The sequence below is a fragment of the Halomonas sp. OfavH-34-E genome (genome assembly GCF_024124525.1).
In the GTDB taxonomy this organism is placed as follows: domain Bacteria; phylum Pseudomonadota; class Gammaproteobacteria; order Pseudomonadales; family Halomonadaceae; genus Halomonas; species Halomonas litopenaei.
The window spans coordinates 1-17831 of the sequence record NZ_JAMXRY010000073.1; the positions used below are offsets into that span (position 1 = coordinate 1).

At 58.3% G+C, this 17831-nt stretch carries 18 protein-coding genes and 1 tRNA gene; 4 read left to right on the forward strand and 15 right to left on the reverse strand.

Features of this window, described 5'->3' with window-relative positions:
• From NH448_RS21500 to NH448_RS21545, 10 genes are all read right to left on the reverse strand, one after another.
• On the reverse strand, positions 1–692 hold a 692-nt coding region (locus tag NH448_RS21500), incomplete at its 3' end, for a hypothetical protein (protein ID WP_253029414.1).
• Complete coding sequence (hybE, locus tag NH448_RS21505) at positions 689–1675, reverse strand: [NiFe]-hydrogenase assembly chaperone HybE (protein ID WP_253029415.1); 987 nt, start codon at positions 1673–1675, stop codon at positions 689–691. The genes hybE and NH448_RS21500, both read right to left, overlap by 4 nt.
• A complete protein-coding gene (locus NH448_RS21510; RefSeq protein ID WP_253029416.1) occupies positions 1672–2514 on the reverse strand; it encodes a hydrogenase expression/formation protein in 843 nt (280 codons plus the stop codon). The genes hybE and NH448_RS21510 overlap by 4 nt, the downstream gene beginning before the upstream one ends.
• Positions 2511–2921: a hydrogenase gene (locus NH448_RS21515; protein ID WP_124803843.1), complete on the reverse strand. Its 411-nt coding sequence runs from the start codon at positions 2919–2921 to the stop codon at positions 2511–2513. Before NH448_RS21515 ends, NH448_RS21510 begins: the two co-directional genes overlap by 4 nt.
• An 82-nt stretch (positions 2922–3003) precedes the next feature.
• Positions 3004–3333: a HypC/HybG/HupF family hydrogenase formation chaperone gene (gene hypC / locus NH448_RS21520; RefSeq protein ID WP_213229664.1), complete on the reverse strand. Its 330-nt coding sequence runs from the start codon at positions 3331–3333 to the stop codon at positions 3004–3006.
• Positions 3334–3340: 7 nt separating this feature from the next.
• The gene (locus tag NH448_RS21525) at positions 3341–4087 is read right to left on the reverse strand and encodes a HyaD/HybD family hydrogenase maturation endopeptidase (RefSeq protein WP_253029417.1); all 747 of its coding nucleotides are present in this window, start codon (positions 4085–4087) and stop codon (positions 3341–3343) included.
• 150 nt (positions 4088–4237) lie between these two features.
• Positions 4238–4402 carry a hypothetical protein gene (locus tag NH448_RS21530; protein WP_253029418.1) on the reverse strand — a complete coding sequence of 55 codons (165 nt, stop codon included), beginning with the start codon at positions 4400–4402 and terminating at the stop codon, positions 4238–4240.
• 463 nt (positions 4403–4865) lie between these two features.
• The gene (gene cybH / locus NH448_RS21535) at positions 4866–5642 is read right to left on the reverse strand and encodes a Ni/Fe-hydrogenase, b-type cytochrome subunit (RefSeq protein ID WP_253029419.1); all 777 of its coding nucleotides are present in this window, start codon (positions 5640–5642) and stop codon (positions 4866–4868) included.
• A 17-nt stretch (positions 5643–5659) separates the two neighbouring features.
• Positions 5660–7474: a nickel-dependent hydrogenase large subunit gene (locus tag NH448_RS21540; RefSeq protein WP_108448923.1), complete on the reverse strand. Its 1815-nt coding sequence runs from the start codon at positions 7472–7474 to the stop codon at positions 5660–5662.
• Positions 7474–8568, reverse strand: coding sequence for a hydrogenase small subunit (locus tag NH448_RS21545; protein ID WP_253029420.1), 1095 nt, complete (start codon positions 8566–8568; stop codon positions 7474–7476). The genes NH448_RS21540 and NH448_RS21545 overlap by 1 nt, the downstream gene beginning before the upstream one ends.
• A 431-nt stretch (positions 8569–8999) precedes the next feature.
• Between NH448_RS21545 and NH448_RS21550 the strand changes: the two genes are divergently transcribed.
• A tRNA-Met gene (locus tag NH448_RS21550) sits at positions 9000–9076 on the forward strand.
• Positions 9077–9240: 164 nt separating this feature from the next.
• On the opposite strand, the gene NH448_RS21555 is transcribed toward NH448_RS21550, so the two are convergent.
• Positions 9241–10572, reverse strand: coding sequence for a M18 family aminopeptidase (locus NH448_RS21555; protein WP_253029421.1), 1332 nt, complete (start codon positions 10570–10572; stop codon positions 9241–9243).
• A gap of 173 nt (positions 10573–10745) precedes the next feature.
• On the opposite strand from NH448_RS21555, the gene NH448_RS21560 reads away from it, so the two are divergent.
• Positions 10746–12821 carry a carboxy terminal-processing peptidase gene (locus NH448_RS21560; RefSeq protein ID WP_253029422.1) on the forward strand — a complete coding sequence of 692 codons (2076 nt, stop codon included), beginning with the start codon at positions 10746–10748 and terminating at the stop codon, positions 12819–12821.
• 99 nt (positions 12822–12920) lie between these two features.
• Here the strand turns inward: NH448_RS21560 and NH448_RS21565 are convergent, their stop codons facing one another.
• Positions 12921–13118: a hypothetical protein gene (locus NH448_RS21565; RefSeq protein WP_253029423.1), complete on the reverse strand. Its 198-nt coding sequence runs from the start codon at positions 13116–13118 to the stop codon at positions 12921–12923.
• 128 nt (positions 13119–13246) lie between these two features.
• On the opposite strand from NH448_RS21565, the gene NH448_RS21570 reads away from it, so the two are divergent.
• Positions 13247–13492 (forward strand): type II toxin-antitoxin system CcdA family antitoxin, encoded by a 246-nt coding sequence (locus tag NH448_RS21570; RefSeq protein ID WP_290442925.1) that lies wholly within the window; start codon positions 13247–13249, stop codon positions 13490–13492.
• A 30-nt stretch (positions 13493–13522) separates the two neighbouring features.
• Positions 13523–13810 carry a CcdB family protein gene (locus NH448_RS23740; protein ID WP_366078354.1) on the forward strand — a complete coding sequence of 96 codons (288 nt, stop codon included), beginning with the start codon at positions 13523–13525 and terminating at the stop codon, positions 13808–13810.
• 508 nt (positions 13811–14318) lie between these two features.
• On the opposite strand, the gene NH448_RS21575 is transcribed toward NH448_RS23740, so the two are convergent.
• The 3 genes from NH448_RS21575 to NH448_RS21585 all read right to left on the reverse strand — a co-directional run.
• Entirely contained in the window at positions 14319–16604 is a 2286-nt protein-coding gene (locus NH448_RS21575) for a DEAD/DEAH box helicase (protein ID WP_253029424.1), read from the reverse strand.
• Positions 16601–17335 (reverse strand): hypothetical protein, encoded by a 735-nt coding sequence (locus NH448_RS21580; protein WP_253029425.1) that lies wholly within the window; start codon positions 17333–17335, stop codon positions 16601–16603. The genes NH448_RS21575 and NH448_RS21580 overlap by 4 nt, the downstream gene beginning before the upstream one ends.
• A gap of 197 nt (positions 17336–17532) precedes the next feature.
• Positions 17533–17831, reverse strand: a 299-nt coding sequence (locus NH448_RS21585; protein WP_253029426.1) for an IS3 family transposase, incomplete at its 5' end; no start/stop codon positions are given.

The following is a 17831-nucleotide window of genomic DNA, read 5'->3' on the forward strand; positions in this document are numbered from 1 at the left end:
CGCCCGCAGCGTGGCTTGCCGGCATCGCTGCTACCCCCAGCAGTGCAGTTGCCAGCGCCGGCGCGCAGCGCAACTATCAACTGCGCCACCTCCACCAGTCGCGCCAGCATCCGCGCATACAGGCTCCAACCATCCCGCGCGATGACGCCGCCTAGCGACGCATGCCCGGCCACGCGACCCACGAAGGTAGGATCGTCCGCCACAGCGATTCTCCCGAACTCCCGCGGCCAGTCGGCGACCTGGCGCAGCACCTCGGCGGGCCGACTCGGCGCTCGCTCGAGCCACGCCTCGATATCCTCCAGTGCGCGCTCGGCCGGCCCGGCGAACACCCGCGCCTCCAGCACATTCAGACTGGAGAGCGAAAGCCCCGCCAGCCCCTTCAGGGAGTCGGCGTCCATCGCCATGCCCAGCACCCCCGGCCAGTCCCGCAGCATGACCAGGCCATGCTCGCGCAGGGTCTCGAGCTGGATATGACGGTGGCAGTCAGGGGCAAGCGGCAGGTCCATGGCCTTGGCCGCCGCGGCGCTCTGGGCGGCGGCGCACAGGTTGTACAGACACCCCACCATGGTCATCGCCTCGTGACGATTTCGATCGATCAGCCACTGGGTCGGCATACTCCCCCGCTGACTCACGCGAAACCCCGGCTCGCCCCCGGGGTTGTGGCCGTGACTGATGATCAGCGTCGGCATCATGACGACTCGTCCTCGTCCCCTGACGCAGAATCCAAGGACGCTCCGCTGCTGGGGGCGGCTTTGGTGCCGGCAGCGGTGCTCGACGTGCGCCCGGTCAGGAAGTCTCGCCGAGACTCGAGCCCGGGTGTCGGAGGAGACCACTGGCTTACGCCAGCTTCGCCATCGCCGCCTAGGGGTTCGGGGTCGGCCGAGGGCGCCGCGGTGCTTTCAGCCTCCGCGTCAGCGTCAGCATCTGCCCCGGCGATACCCTCCTCCCCGGCCACGCTCAGCGCGGCGATATCCGCGTGGCGATCCGTCTCGGCGCGGTTGGCGGGATCAAGCAGCGCCTCCATGGCGGCGCGCGCCACCTCGGTGGCGTAGGCCTGGCTTGCAAACTCGCTCATGTCGGAAAACAGCGAACAGGCCAGGAAGGCCCCCACCGGCACCCGGGTATTGAAGATGAATTCGTAGTCGCCGGAGGCAAAGGAGTAGACCCGCTTGTCGCCGGGACGCAGGCACTGGACGTCGTCATCGGGACCTGGGATCACCACCAGATTCATCAGCCAGGGCGCGACCAGGATACCCAGCAGCCCGCCCTCCCAGGGGATAAACCCCACCGCCTCGACGTGCAGCGACAGATTGTTGAAGGGGGAATCCTTCATGCCGGTGGTCTGGATCTCGCGAAAGGTCTCGACCAGTCGCTTGACGGCGCCCATATCCGCCGTCGCAGCCCCGGCGGGTGTGGCGAGTGCGGCGGGCGCGGCGGCCGCTCTCCCAACGCCCTGCCGATCATCCAGCACCATAAACTGGTTGCGCTCACCGTCGCACTGGGGACAGCGCCAGTCCTGGGGCAGCGCCGAGAACGGCGTCCCCGGCTCGACCTGACGAACGGCGTCGCCGACGGCAGGGTCATAGCAGTACCAGCAGATCTTGCACTCGAGCCGGGCGGCGGCGTCCAGACGCGCCAGGTCTCCGAGAAACGAACCTTCGAATCGTGCCGTCACGCCATCGCCTCCACTACCTGCTTGAGTCGAATCACCGAATCGGCGATGTCTTCGGCCGCCGCGCAGGCCACCTCGGGCACATCGGAGACTTCGATGACGTCCAGAATCAGCGAGTCCTGGGAATTGAAGTAGCGCACCCGCCAGACATGATCGAGGGCGGTGCTGTCGATACGACAGTTGCCGTAGCCCCGCGACAGGATGGTGACCTCGCCCCGCCCCAGCGCCTCGTCCAGATAGGCCAGATCCTCCGGGGTATGGGGCAACAGCGACAGGTTGATGGCATAAGGCTCGCCACCAGGGACACGCTCCTCGCAGCGCTCGATCAGCTCCGAGACGATAAAGGGTCCGTTGACCACACCCTGGCCGGCATCCGGCGGGCAGAAGATGCGCTGCTGGCGGCATTGCACCACCGCCAGGGGCACCACGCCGATCTCGATATGTTCCTGCACACTGCCCGAGTCGTGATCCACATCCCGGGACGTCACCCGCCACAGACCGGCGAAGACCGACTCCTGAATCTCGACGGCATCCTTGCCACCGACCTTGATCGCGACCTCACCCTCGCCGAGTGCATCGGCCAGCGCCTTGCGATTCTCGGCATCGAGCGACGGCAGCTCGACCACCAGATTGCCGCCCTCCGGCGTCCACTGGGCGGCCCTGTCGGCCAGAGCGCTGAGGGCAACCAGCGCGGGCCGGATGCGCTCGGGGTCCTCCACCTCGGGAAAGCTCGGCTGAAAGGTGCTCATTCCCGATGGCATCGGCAGGTAATCGAGCACGGCCTCCTCGGGCTGGCTGCCAGGCCCGATACCCGGCGATGACGGCATGAATCCCTGGGTCATGTTCGAACACTCCCGTCGCGAGCGATGATATTGGCGCTGGCAGACGTCCCTTGCAGAATGGCGTGGATCTCGCCCAGGTAGTCGTCCCAGTCGCGCACCTTCGAGATCACACCGGTCATCCGGCCGTCCTGGAAAAACAGCAGTGAAGGCACCGGCCACACCTGAAAGCGTTCGCGGGTGGCGTCTTCTTCCGCGCGATCCACCACCGCGGGCTCAAACCGCCCCGGGAAGGCCTTGACCAGCTCCGGCAGAATGGCGGCCACATCGTTGGTCTCGAGGTTGGTGGCCGGATCACCACTGAGAAACAGCACCCGGGCGCCTGGCCCCGTCACGAAGGCCGCCAGTTCCTCCCCGGCGAGGCAGGGATAGTCCAGTTCATTGATCAGCCGGTGCAATGGCCCCGTCATTGGCGTGACTCCCTAGTCGCTCACTTGTCGCTCACTCGCTTGTGTCGTCGATCACCCGCTTGCGTTGTCGCCCGTGGCGTACTCAGCCGGTGGAGGCACCCGCCTTGCGCGCCGCCTCCAGATGCGGCGGCAGGCGGGGTTCACCCTGCTCCAGGTCTGCAAACAGTCCCGTCTCGACCGTCCCTCCCTCGGCCGCCATGGCCATGGCCCTTAACGCATCGCTGATGCGCAGCGCCTCATCGGCCTCCAGCACCCGGCGCGCCGCTCCCAGAAATACCAGCAGCCAATCGCCGGGGCTCACCGCCTCGACCAAGGAAATATCGACCTCTTGTCGATCCTCTGCCCCGTCGCTGACACAGATGGCGAGCGTCCCGCTGGCCTCAAGCACCCGCATGGGAATGCCAATGCACATATCGCGGCTACTCCTTCGCAACGCTGTCGGCTACACCATCCCGCTCGCTTCCCGCCTCGCGAGACGGGTCGCCGTGCGCCCCGTCAGGATGGCCAAGGTCCCTCGCCAGAAAGCGCGGATCACCCACACGGCAGGCATCACGTGGTGAAGGACGCATGTTTTCGTAGTGGTGAAGGGCGAGCGCCGAAGGCGCCAGTTCGGCGATGGGGGACTGGTGATCGGGGCTGTGTCCGGGCCCGCGTTCGGAGCGAAGTTGGGGCCTGGCGCCCCAGGACGCCAGCTCATCGACCACCAGGCGGATCACCTCATCGATTCGCGCGGCGATCTCCGGTCGCAGCGAGCCGCCATAATCGTCCAGCACCGAGGGCTGAACACCGACCAGCATCACCCGCTGTGGCTGCCAGCCGAGCAGCTGCGCCGCCGCCAGCACCTCCTGAAAGCCGGTCTGGTGCAGCGACATCTTCTTGGCGCCCATGAAGCTCGGCACCGCGTCATCGCGCACCACATGCACACTGCCCGGGGCCAGGCCGTAGTCGATGGCATCGATGACCAGCAGGCACTCACAGGACTGCACGTAGGGCAACAGGTAGAGTCCCTGGGTCCCGCCATCCATCACGGTCACCGCCTCGGCAAACGTATAGCGCTGGTGAAGCGCCTCCACCGCGCGGACTCCGAAACCCTCGTCGGCCCACAGCACATTGCCGATACCCAGCACCAGAATCGATGGCGTCGCCTCGTGATCATCTGTCTTCATGCCGGCTCCTTCGCTGCGCCGAATATCTGCCTGCGCTACTTTAGTTGGCTTTATCCTGCGTCTCGTTCTTCGTTCTTTCCTTGTTCTTTCTTCGCCTCTTTCAGCGGCTCGCTGTTCGTCTGATTCCTGGATGCATTCGCCATAAAAACATCAAGATGCAGCATCAAAGCCAAAGGCTAGCGACGAAGCGCCTTTTTCAACGACAAACAAGACACCGATAAACAAGACAACGACAAACAAGGCACCGAAAAACAAGACGCTGAAAAACAGGCCGCCAAAAAAACTGCCGAAAACGCTTCCATCTGCGCCACCCATGGCATATACGAAAGCGTTTTTTCACACTACAACAGCCACTTACATGCACATATCCACGATAACCTGAAAAAACCTCGACCATTTCCGCAGAATAACGCCGCTACCTTTCAATAAACAACATGCCCATCGTTTCGGCACAGCTACATGGTATATAACCCTACAAAAGTCCAATAACCGCCGATTCAAAGAGAATCTTTCTCATAAAACACCGGGCAAGAACGTTTCAAAAGGTGACTTGTGATTACCTGATTAATGCCCGACCAAGATGCCTCCCCCACCGGCCTATGCACGCGCCTCGCCAACCTCCCTGAACGCCAACAAAAAGCGCCGGAGACCTCACCCGATATTCTCGGTGAAGCCTCCGGCGCCAACGGTCAGCGCTTACGCCCTTCAACGACAGGGCTAACGAGCAACTGCGAACAACTGCGAGCTATGACAAGTCACGGCGAGCAGCGACAACTCACTACAAAGGGTCGTCGTCCTTGAAGGTGCGCTCCCCTGAGATCATGGTCGAGACGATGCTCTGGCGGGACATGATGTCTTCGCGTATCGCCACATACACATGGATGATGATGAAGGTGATCATCACCCACATGCCGAGACGATGCAGGGTGTGCACGTCCAGGCTCTGGCCCACCAGCGGGATGACCCAGCCGAACAGCGTGTCCTGCCAACTGCCGCGCAGGGCACCTTCGGCGTAGAGCGCCATTCCGGTCACGATCATGAACAGGGTGCCGAGGGTGATGAAGATGAACATCGCCAACTGTGCCAGGGGATTGTGGCCCACGTACTTGCGCGGGCGTTTCTCCAGAAACAGATACCAGCGAAGCTCGAACCACACCTCACGCCACCAGTCACGACGGTGCAGCGGCAGCCGAAACAGCTGCTTGGCGTGGTGATTGCCGACCAGCGACCAGTAGAACCGAAACAGAAAACCGATCGCCAGGATGTAGCCTGCGGTGAAGTGGGCAAAGCGGATATAGCCCATCACGAAGTGATCGCTGGCCTCACCTGACACCGTCGGCAGCGGCTTGCCGATAAAGTAGCCGGTGACGATCAGCACCAGGATGGCCGCCGCGTTGGTCCAGTGCCAAAGCCGCAGCGGCGCCTCATAGACATAGACAGACGTCTGCTTGACCGAGGAAGGCAGCACCCGCTCCTCCCCAGGGCCCAGCTTGCCTGCCTGAGGGTCGGCCTGGCTGGCTTCTGCAGATGACGACGCTTTCGAGTCATGGGACATGGGACACCCTCCCCCGGCTATCTGACGGTGACGCGAGACAGCTCTTCACCGTCTTCGCTCATCACGTGGGTGGAACAGGCCAGGCACGGATCGAAGGAATGCAGCGTGCGCAGGATCTCCACCGGCTCGTCCGGCCGCTCCATGGGCGTATTCAGCAGTGACGCCTCGAAGGCACCGATGTTGCCCTCCGGGTCCCGTGGGCTGCCGTTCCAGGTGGTCGGCACGATGCACTGGTAGTTCTCGATCTTGCCATCCTTGATGCGGATCCAGTGGCCGTTCATGCCCCGGGGTGCGGCGACCATGCCGACGCCGCGAGCCTCCTGGGGCCAGGACGCCGGGTCCCACTTCTCGATATTGGCGGTGGCCAGGTCGCCGGCGCGGATGTTGGCGATCAGCTCATGCCAGTCATCGAGCATCATGGACGCGCAGTAGTGGGCTTCCAGGGCGCGGGCCAGGGTACGGCCGATGGTGGTCGGCAGCGCCTGCTTCGGCGTCAGACGGGTGCCGGCGAGCTGGTTCAGGGCGGCCAGCGACGAGTCGACCTGGTCGATCACGAAGTCATTGCCCTGGGCGTAGTTGAGGATGTAGCGCGACAGTGGCCCCACCTCCATGGCGTGGCCGCGCCAGCGCGGTGACTTGATCCAGGAGTACTTGGCCGCCTCGTCGATCTCCTCGATCCGGGTGCGGGTGCCGACGGTGCCCTCGCCCAGTTCGTAGTGGTGCTCGGTCTCGCCGTCCCAGGGGTGCAGGCCACGGGACTCGTCGGCGTAGCGGTACCAGGAGTGGGCCACGAATTCCTGGATCTGTTCGGGGTCGGTGGGGTCCACCTCGTGGATCTCGTTCCAGTTGCCACCAAGGATGGCGCCCCCCTTGAGCTGGTCGGTGGACTTGTCGTAGTTGACCTTGGAGTAGTCGCCGTAGTCCATCACGTTGGTGGCGGACAGTCCCCCGCCGTACAACCATCCCTTGTAGAAGCTGGCGATGGCGATGACATCGGGAATATAGACGTTCCTGGAGAAGGCGAAGGCTTCCTCCATGCGCGCGCGCACGAAGTTGAGCCGTTCCATGTTGAGTGGCGCCCCGGCCGCCAGGTCGCCGTCGATATTGATGGCGCAGGGCACCCCGCCGACCATGTAGTTGGGGTGGGGGTTCTTGCCGCCGAACACGGTGTGGACCTTGACGATCTCCTTCTGCAGGTCCAGCGCCTCGAGATAGTGAGCGGTCGCCATCAGGTCCGCCTCCGGCGACAGCCGATAGGCGGGATTGTCCCAGTAGCCGTTCTTGAAAAGCCCGAGCTGCCCAGACTCGATAAAGGTCTTCAGGCGATTCTGGACGTCGCGGAAATAGCCCGGCGACGACAGCGGATGGTTGGGGCCGGTCAACTGCTGCAGTTGCGAGGTCGCCCGCGGGTCCGCCCTCAGCGCGTTGACCGGGTTGACCCAGTCCAGCGCGTGCAGGTGATAGAAGTGCACCACGTGGTCATGCCACTGCAGCACCTTGGCCATCATCTCGCGGATCAGGTGGGCGTTGCGCGGGATGCGGATGTCGAGAGCGTCCTCCACCGCGCGCACCGACGCCAGCGCATGACAGCCGGTGCAGACGCCGCAGATGCGCTCGACAAAGGCCCAGGCGTCGCGCGGGTCACGGCCCTTGAGGATGACCTCGAGCCCGCGCCACATGGTGCCGGTGGACACCGCGTTGCGGATGATGTTGTTGTCATCCACGTTGACCTCGCAGCGCATATGCCCCTCGATGCGGGTCACCGGGTCAACGACGATACGCCGTCCGCTTCTGTCCAGATTGAACCCGTTAGGGGTGTTGATCTGCGTCATCAGGCTTCCTCCCTGTTGGCTGACGACTGGCGCTTGACCTGCGCCCGTTTCAAGGCGCTGACGGCGGCGTGGACCGCCACCGCACCGCCCACCCCGGTGGCCACAACGCCGCCGATCTGGTCAGCGTTGGCCTCGATGCCGAACTGGTGCACGTCCTGCAGCCGGGCGTACCAGGACCCCTTGTCCCAGAAGCCGTCTTCGGAGCAGCCGATACAGCCGTGGCCGGCCTGGATCGGGAAGCTCACGCCCTCGTTCCAGCGGATGGTCGAACAGGCGTTGTAGGTGGTCGGGCCCTTGCAGCCCACCTTGTACAGGCAGTAGCCGCGACGGGCGCCCTCGTCATCGAAGGACTCGACGAACTGGCCGGCGTCGAAGTGCGGCCGGCGGTAGCACTTGTCGTGGATGCGCTGTGAATAGAACATCTTGGGTCGGCCGGTGCGGTCGAGCTCCGGCAGCCGGTCGAAGGTCAGCATATAGGTGATGACCCCGGTCATGACCTCGGCGATCGGCGGACAGCCCGGCACCTTGATGATCGGCTTGTCGGTGATGACCTTGTGCACCGGGGTCGCCCGGGTGGGGTTGGGGCGCGCCGCCTGGACACAGCCGTGGCTCGCGCAGGAGCCCCAGGAGATCACCGCCTTGGCGTGTTCTGCTGTCTCGCGCAGCTGGTCGACGAAGGGCCGCCCACCAACGATGCAGAACATGCCGTCCTCGTTGAGCGGCGGATTGCCCTCTACCGCCAGGATGTAGTTGCCCTTGTAGCGCTCGATGGTGTCGGCCAGGGCGGCCTCGGCCTGATGCCCCGCCGCCGCCATCAGGGTGTCGTCGTAGTCCAGCGATATCATCGACAGCACCACGTCCTTGACCAGCGGATGGGCCGAACGGATGAACGACTCCGAACAACAGGTGCACTCGAGCCCGTGCACCCAGATCACCGGCGTGCGCGGCTTGGTCTCCATGGCGTGGGCGATTTTGGCGGTGTAGGCAGGCCCGAGCCCCAGCGCCGCCGCCGTCAGTGAACAGAACTTCAGAAATGAGCGACGCGTGACCCCCTGTCGCCGCATCACGTCGTAGAAGGTTTCGATGGGCTCCATCGGCAACGACTCCCCTGTCGTGGTCCTGGATCTCGCCACCGGCGTGATCCCCTGATCTGGAGGCGGCCTGCCCTCGATACGGCCAAGGCCAGAAGCCGACTCAAAGCCTGCGCGCCAGGCCATCCAGATCGCCTGTTGTTGTTTCCCTCAACTACAGGGCAAGGGCCGTGCCAGATTGCGGGGAGGACGTCTTTTCAAACACTTGGCGCACTTGATGACCACATGGCGGTAGCGCCCTTTCCAGCCGCCTCCGTCACGCCAGCACAGAACTCGCGCTACACGGCACACAGGTGGTAGCCGGCTTTCCAGCGCGCTGCGCTTGCGTCGCCCTGCCCGCCCCGGGCCACTATCAGAGCCGTCACCAGGGCCATTGCCGTAACCCAAGTGCTTGACAACAAGCCGGCAATCCGTAGAATACGGCGCCATCCAAAGGCTACGTAGCTCAGTTGGTTAGAGCACATCACTCATAATGATGGGGTCCCCTGTTCGAGTCAGGGCGTAGCCACCAGATACCGAAAGGCCCGTCGATCACCGATCGACGGGCCTTTTCGTTGTGCCTTCCAATGCAACGGTTCAACACCGACGCAGAAAAAACAAAGCGCCTGGCGGTTGCCCGCCAGGCGCTCTGTTATCGTCGTTTCAGTCTTTCAGCAAGCGCTGCGAGCGCTGTACCTACACCAGTTCGGCGCTGTTGAAAAAGGCCGTCAGTGCGCGGGTCAGGTGTTCCACGTCCTGGCTGCCGGCGGTCTCGCGGATAGAGTGCATCGCCCACTGGGGCACCCCCACGTCCAGCGTCGGCACGCCAAGCTCGGTTGCGGTAATGGGGCCGATGGTGCTGCCGCAGCCCATGTCCGCCCGGGTAATAAAGGTCTGCACCGGCACCTCTACCTTCTCGCACAGATCACGGAACATCGCCGCCGTGGCGCTGTTGGTGGCGTAGCGCTGGTTGGCGTTGGTCTTGATCACCGGGCCTGCGTTGAGGCTCGGTCCGTGCTGGGCGTCGTGCTTGTCCTTGAAGTTCGGGTGCAGCGCGTGGGCGTTGTCGCAGGAGATCATCCGCGAGGACTGGATCAGGCGGATATAGCCTTCCTCGGTGCCCTCGCCGACCTGGCCATTCACCCGCTTGAGCACGTCGGCGAGGAACGGGCCCTGGGCGCCACAGGCGCTGGCACTACCCACCTCTTCGTGGTCATTGGCGACCAGCACCATGCCCTGTTCGCCGTCGGCGTCGAGCATCGCCTCCAGGCCAATAAAGCACGACAGCAGGTTGTCCAGGCGGGCGCTGGCGATCAGTTCCTTGCCCACGCCCACCAGCGACGGCGGCTGCAGGTCATAGAAGCCCAGCTCGAAGTCCAGCACCTTCACCCCAGTCAGACCGTGCTCCTGCTCCAGCCAGGCCAGCAGCAGGCGATCGAGGTCGTCGTCCTTGCCGCCCTGCAGCACCACCGGCGCCATCTGGGTCTGGGCATTCATCGCCTTGCCGTCGTTGGCTTCACGATCCAGGTGGATGGCCAGGCTCGGGATGATGGCGATGGCCTCGGCGACGTTGAGCAGCACGCCCTCGACCCGCGCATCGGCGTGACGGACATGCAGACGCCCGGCCAGGCCCAGGTCACGGTCGAACCAGGGCGCGAGCAGTGCCCCGCCGTAGACCTGCACGCCAAGCTGCAGCCAGCCCGCCGAGGTCTGGCCGGCGTGGGTCTTCAGCCTGAGATTGGGGCTGTCGGTATGGGCGCCGACCATGCGCAGACTGGTGACCGGCTGGCCCTTCGGCAGGTTGACGGCGATAATCGAAGAATCGTTGCGGGTCACGTAGAAGCGGTCACCGGGAACCAAATCCCAGCTATCGGTCTCCAACAGACGACGGTAGCCGGCGTCCTCGAGCCGCTGAGCCATGTTCGCGGTGGCGTGCCAAGGGCTGGGGGAACGGTGAAGAAACTCAAGCAGCCGACTGAGCCTTTTGGCGCATCCGGCATCATCCTTTGGCAAGCACTCCTGTGACATGGGCGTCCTCTGTTGCATGATAGTGTGGTTCAAGGATTGACCCTAAATGTCGCACAACGGCAAGGGTCAAGGATTGACATCAAGCTGCTACAATGCGAATCCGGTCCAAGGGACCCGCCGACCGAGTCGGTGTCAGACCGACGAGTGTACACGAATCCTGGAGTGCTTCATTGATGAGCCTGATTGAGTCTGCGGGTCGCGCCCTGGCGCTGTCCCTGCTGATCGCGGCCCCTACGGCGCTGGCTACTCCCACGCCCGGCGACGACCAGCGTCAGGCGGCCATGGAGGTGGCCGAATCACTACGCTACGGCCACTACGCGGACGTGAGGCTGGACGACCAATGGTCCAACCGCGCCTTCCAGCGTTATCTGGACGTGCTGGACGGCCAGCGTGCCTACTTCGTGCAGGACGACGTGGATGAGTTCGCTGATCTGCGTACCGGCATGGACGAGGCAATGCTCGAAGGCTCCCTGGAGCGGGCCTACGACCTCTACGAGCGCTACCACGATCGTGCCGAGGCGCGTCTTGAGTGGATGCTCGACGAGATCGACCACCTCGACATGAGCTTCAACGGCGAAGGCCGCCTCGAACTCGACCGCGAGGACGCCGCCTGGGCCGCCTCCCAGGCGAGCCTCGACGACTTGTGGCGCAAGCGCCTGGCCAACGCCGCCCTGACGCTGTCGATCAGCGGCCAGGAAGACGACGAGGTCATCGACACCCTGCGCGAGCGCTACGAGACCCAGAAGCATCGCCTCGAGCAGACCAACGCCGAGGACGTGTTCGGGCTGATCATGGCCGCCGCCACCGGCACCGTGGACCCCCACACCGAATACCTGTCGCCGCGCCAGGGTGAGTCCTTCGACATCCAGATGCGCCTCTCGCTCGAGGGCATCGGCGCCCTGCTCCAGGCCGACGGCGAGTACGTCAAGGTCGCGAGCCTGGTGCCTGGAGGCCCGGCCGAGAAGGACGGCGCGCTCAAGCCCGCCGACCGCATCATCGGCGTCGGCCAGGAAGGCGAAGACATCGTCAACGTGGTCGGCATGCGCCTGGACGACGTGGTCGAACTGATTCGTGGGCCCAAGGGCTCCGAGGTGCGCCTCGAGGTGGTGCCCGGTGAAGCCGTGGACATGACCCGCTCCACCGTGGTCGACATTACCCGTGACACCGTCAAGCTCGAGGATCAGGCGGCCAGCAGCGAGGTCATCGAGATCCAGCGCGAAGACGGCGTGCACAAGGTCGGCGTAATCGAGGTGCCCGCCTTCTACGTCGACTTCGACGCCTGGCAGGCCGGCGAGGAAAACTACCGCTCCACCACCCGTGACGTCGCCGCCGAGGTCGAGAAGCTCAAGGCCGAAGGCGTCGAGGGCATCGTGCTGGACCTGCGCAACAACGGCGGCGGCGCGCTGCAGGAAGCCAACTCGATGATCGGCCTGTTCATCGACCGTGGCCCCACCGTGCAGGTACGTGACGCCCGTGGCCGCATCAGCCTCTACGGCGACACCGACAGCGGCACCCTGTATGACGGCCCGCTGGTGGTGCTGGTCAACCGCCTGTCCGCCTCGGCCTCGGAGATCTTCGCCGGTGCCATCCAGGACTACGGTCGCGGCCTGATCGTCGGCTCCAACACCTTCGGCAAGGGCACGGTGCAGACCCTCAACGACCTGAGCTACGGCCAGATCAAGCTGACCCGCGCCAAGTTCTACCGCATCTCTGGCGAGAGCACCCAGAACCGCGGCGTGAAGCCGGACATCATGTACCCGAGCCTGCTCGACCCCGAGATCATCGGCGAGAGCGCGCTGGACAACGCCCTGCCCTGGGACACCGTGCGCGACGTCCAGTACCGCAGCTACGGCACCCCGCGCCAGTACCTGAAGGACCTGCGCGTCCGCCACCAGCAGCGTGCCGACGAGCACCCCAACTTCCACTACCTGGAACAACGGGCAGAGCTGGCGAGCCGCCTGCGCGAGCAGCACACCAGCGTCAGCCTGAATCGCGAGCAGCGTCAGCGTGAAGCCGACGCCCAGGACGCCGAAATGCTGGCGCTCGAAAACGAGCGCCGCGAAGCCCTCGGCCTCGACATCCTCGAGGAATGGGGCGACGCCCGCGAAAGCGGCGACGACGCAGACCTCGCCGACGAAGAGACCGAAGAGGAACAGCCCGTCGACCGCGCCGAGGTCGAGGAGTCAGCGGAAATCCTGCTCGACTTCGCCGAACTCGGCCCGAGCTGGCAGTACGCGGTAAAAGGCTAAGCAACGACAGAAACAAGTAGTCGCAAGCAAAACGAAAAAGCCGGGGCATCGAGCCCCGGCTTTTTTGGTCTTAGTGGTCTGAACTCAGCCATCGCCACCCTAGCGGCGAAAAGCCCTTCTCACTCTTCTCTCCCTCCAAAGCCATACCGCGACCAGAAGTTCGAGCACGGCGAAGCCCACAAACGCCGCTCCGTAACCCCATCGCACCTGGCGCTGCTGCTCCTCGGTCGGAAACAGCTCCAGCGAGCCATGCAAAAACCCCGCACCGCTCAGCAGCATCAACACGAGCAACAGCACCGCAACACACCAGAGTAGGATTCTCACCTTCGTCCCGCCTTGTTCGTCAGCCGCAGCTGTCAACATAGTTCCCAATGCGCAGACGGCTGCGCATACTGGTAATGACACCGAAAATCAGAGCGACGAGGATGCAAACACGATACGATCAGAACGCTCCCAAACAAGCCACAAATCTCAGCATAAACAGCGACTTGCTGAAAATGGCCAGGAGTATGAATGTCAACCTCTCGGTCACGCTAGAGAAAGCACTGGACGCAAAGCTCGTCGAGAGCGAAGCCGAACAATGGCAGAGGGATAACAGCAACGCTATCAAAGCTTACAACGATGCTATCTCTGAGCATGGGTGCTTCGCCGAAGAGTACAGGACATTCTAATGCCCCAGTTCGACGTGTACGCCAACCCTAGTGCGTCGACGAAAAGGATGTACCCCTTACCTTCTGGACATACAGAGCGATACCCTCTCGGCGTTGGCCACCCGAATTGCGGTGCCCCCTGGACGAGCATCATTCCTCAAAGGAGAAAAACTGACCCGCCTTACTCCAACAGCGACCCTCGACAGCGAAGAACTGTTGATCCTTATCCCACAAATCGCATCATTGCCTGCCAGCGTTTTAAAAACGCCCATCGGTACTCTAGAGCACATGCGAGATGAAATGTTAGCTGCACTCGACTTCGCAATAGTGGGCTTCTAGTGTTGGATATAGGTATCTAACGCCGTCAACACAGCCGAGCGAAACGTAGTGAAGCGAGTCCAGCACGGCGGCTTTTTGCCGTGCGAGTGTGATTGGCCTTGTTATAGGGCTAATACTTGATCTGCAAAATATGCCTGTAAGAAAACACCTTGCAGCCACATTAAATTTTAGCCGTCAAACCCACCGTCACTAGACGTAGGCGGTAGAGGTGTTGTGTCAGGGTCAGGACCACCATCACTGGAAGTTGGTCCTGGTAATTCACCTGGCTCTAAAGCGTAGACAGATGAAGATATTATTAAGAGAGCTGCAAATATCATTCTAATCATGCTCATGGTTCCTCAAGCCTTTTAGTGGGGTCTTAAACCATCAATACTAGCGAGCATCGATGTACTAATAATGCGAAATAGGTATAAATATAGAATTAAGTAGCTGACTACAGTTCTGACCAGCCCTATAACGCCTAAATCAGGTGCGCCGCAGGCGTCGCCTGGATTTATTTGTTATGAACCTAGTCCGGCAAATACCAATCTACCATTTCTTGAATGTAATTTGGCGCTTCTGATATTTCAGGTTTGAATGTAATTGTATCTTCGTTAATGAACAGTATGTATTTTGAAATCTCTGCAATATCTTCAGGGGGAAATCCATAACGTATTAGCAAGGTATGCATAGTATTGTTGGTGCCAAACCGCAACAACTCTATCATTCTGTCCGAACGCTGATCTGTAGTATTATCTTTATAAACTTTAAATGCAGTTATAAAGGATTCTGAAAGAGAGAATGAAATTACCTGATCTAGATAGTCGTATGTGTCAAAAACAACCGCATCGTAACTTACATTTTTTGCCAAGGTATTCTTTTCAAAGATTGAATACTTTCGCGTCAGTGTGCTCTTTGGAAGTTTAGCGGCTGGCTGTGAGAAAGCAGCATAACCTTGTTTGCCTTCATCCTTTTTGCAGATATAACTATAACGAATACCAACAATCTCCCTAAAGGATCTCCCTTGAATCACTTGAATAAATATTGATATTGCTTGCCTAAATACTTCAACCTCGCCCTCATATAATTCCCTATTAATTGACGCTTCATATATAAACCTGAAGTACTGATTTAACGACTCTCGTTTATTTTCATTCTTTGACCCGTAGAGGCTGTCTTTGATCGAATCGCCGTTGTAGATAATACTTAATATTGCTTCACAGTATTTTAATACCTCTGACTCAGAAAGCCGCTCAATTTTCGATAAGGGCGCTTGTTTATCATCATCAAAACTACCTTCCTTTATCGAATTGATAAGTTCTGATGTGTCAGGATCATCAATGATTTCCGGATTTTCGATGACTGACTGTTCGTCTAGCAGAAATTTTTCGTTAACTCTTTGGGAGAGAAGCTGAGGGCTTTTTGTGAATACATAACCAAAGTCAAATTTAGGCTGCTTGGATAGCCTGCCGGCTCTTCCGATTAAATTCTTAAACGCCAAAGCTCTATTTTGATCACTGTCACCAAGAATTCGCATATTATCAAGCCATACAATATCGAAAGGCATATTAATACCCTGCGCAAGAGTGCTTGTGGCAAAGCAAATTGTTGAATGGCCCTTTCTTATTAAATCTTCGACTAGAAAGCGTACTTCCAGCGGCACTGAACCATGATGAATTACAATGCCCTTTCGTAATAGTTTGACTAACTCAGAGTTATGATCATCATTATCAGCACCTAGTAGGTGTTCAACCGTGTTGATTATCTCTTCCGCCTCAACTGAATCTATATCGTCATATTTATCAACATATTTCCTGAACGGCTCAATGTATTTACCGTTGTATATCGAAGCTTTTGATACATACACAAGCACAGAATGAGTTCCATCAAATGCAAAGTCACTAAACTTTTGTTCATGCTCAACACATTTTCTAATTTGATGGCCTCGATCAATGAATGGAGAAAAGTGGTAATATTTTTTATTTTTATGCTGATAAATAAAAATCTTACCTACAGTACCGTGTGTATATGACTTGGAATAACTACCTTTCTCTGGAAACCCATGCTTTTTGATCTGAGCGTCAGGATTTTCTACAAATGGATGTGCGAAAATTAGCTTCGCCGAATCAAAATATTGCTTAACCCTTCGCACAAGTACATCAAAGATAACCCCTCTTTCGATTTCTTCAGACACTTGAGCTTCATCAAAGAAAAACAATTTTATGTTTAAATTTAGATTTTTAGAGAATAGATCTCTTGCCCGTTCGGGTGTCAGAATAAATATTCTTCGCAATTCCCTAGATTTGAATATGTCATCTACAAAAGGGGATATCATCACACTTTTGTCACCATTGAACTTTTGCTTCATTGTGTTGACATATTCTGCGATCAAAGCTCTAGAGGGGACAATTACGACAGCATCGCCATCATTTTCAGCAATGAAATCTCTAATCGAATATGATTTTCCCGCACTTGTTGGGGCAGATATAGAAACTACTTTATTTTCATTAACTGCTCGTCGAACACTTGCCTGAACAGGAGTTAAATATTCTCCAAACTCTTCCTTGTGTTGTTTGCCAATTCCTGACAATAGAAAAGAGTATAAATTACTGGGCTCTGGCAATTTATAAAAGAGTCCGAGAGACGTGATAATTTTTTCTTCATTTTCTTGAAATTCATCGCCATGGTACTTTTTATAATAAGCTATTTTTTCTAAAAGCTGAGAGCTTACTGGCCCTTCTTTATGAAGAACATCTAATAACTCAGAAATGCCATTGACTGGATTAGTTTCTTCTGCAATGTCGATTATGCTCATTGACTCACTCCAACCAAGTACACTGCTTTTATGTTATCTAAACTCAACTTTTCTTGAGCCGATTCAATAGCATTTTTCAAAACCTTAAGTGGGTCTTCTGTATTTATAGAGAAGGAAGTAACAATACCAAAATTATCATTATTTAGATTGTCAACGGCCGATTCTGGGGCTAACTCCCTTAAGTGAACATAATCTCTTAGATGCTTTTCATCATCGATGAAACCTTTGGATTGGTTTATAGCATTACCATGAGGATTAACACTTCCTGAATATTTTGCTTCGCCAAAATTTATAAGGTCATCAGTGCAAACTGTATGAAAATCAAATCCCTCATTTTGTTTTTGTTGTGGCTTCCATAGTTCTGCTATGGGTAAAATCACATGGTTGAATATTTTCTCAAGTGCCTTTGTTGACCCAATCGAAACCATGATTTCACCAAACTCACTACCTACATCAGAGGTGATTTTTGTAGATTCAAATATCTCAACTAGAGCAGCGGCTGTTTCTTGAACTGTTCTGTCATATGCTCTTCTGCTACCTACATCTAGACTTGTCATCCAAGAGGTATCAAGCACTTTTTTAGCTAGCGCTTCAGATATTATCTTTATATCGTTCACTATCACATGACATACCCTAATCTTTCCAATCGGTGTCACTGCTTCTACTTCAAAGTAGTCACACCCCCAATCTGCATCAGAATATTGACTTCCATATCTGGGCTTATCTGTCATAAAAATCACTTCAAGTGTGTTGGATATTAGTTTGAGTGCTGGGGCGTGGCGGCTCATAACGCCGCTGTATGGGGCATTTTTTCTGTAGTGGAGTTTTGGGGTAAATTGGCGAAGCCACCCCAAAACGGAGCGAAGAAAAAAATGTCTCTATGACAGCTTTGTTATACTGATCTTACCCAGCAATGGTGGACACCGGTCTAAGCGATCATTCGAGCCTCGAAGGCCTCTGGGCTGATCATCCCGATCGTGCTGTGCTGGCGTTGCCGGTTGTAGTCCAACTCAATGTACTCGAACACCTGCCGTCGCATGGTTTCTCGGGTCGTGAGTCGCTCGCCGTGAATGGCCTCGACCTTGAGACTGTGAAAGAAACTCTCGGCGCAGGCATTGTCGTAACAGTTGCCCTTGGCACTCATGCTGCACCGGAGGTCGTGCCGGGTCAGCAACGACTGGTACAGGGACGAACAATACTGGCTACCACGGTCGCTATGCACGATGA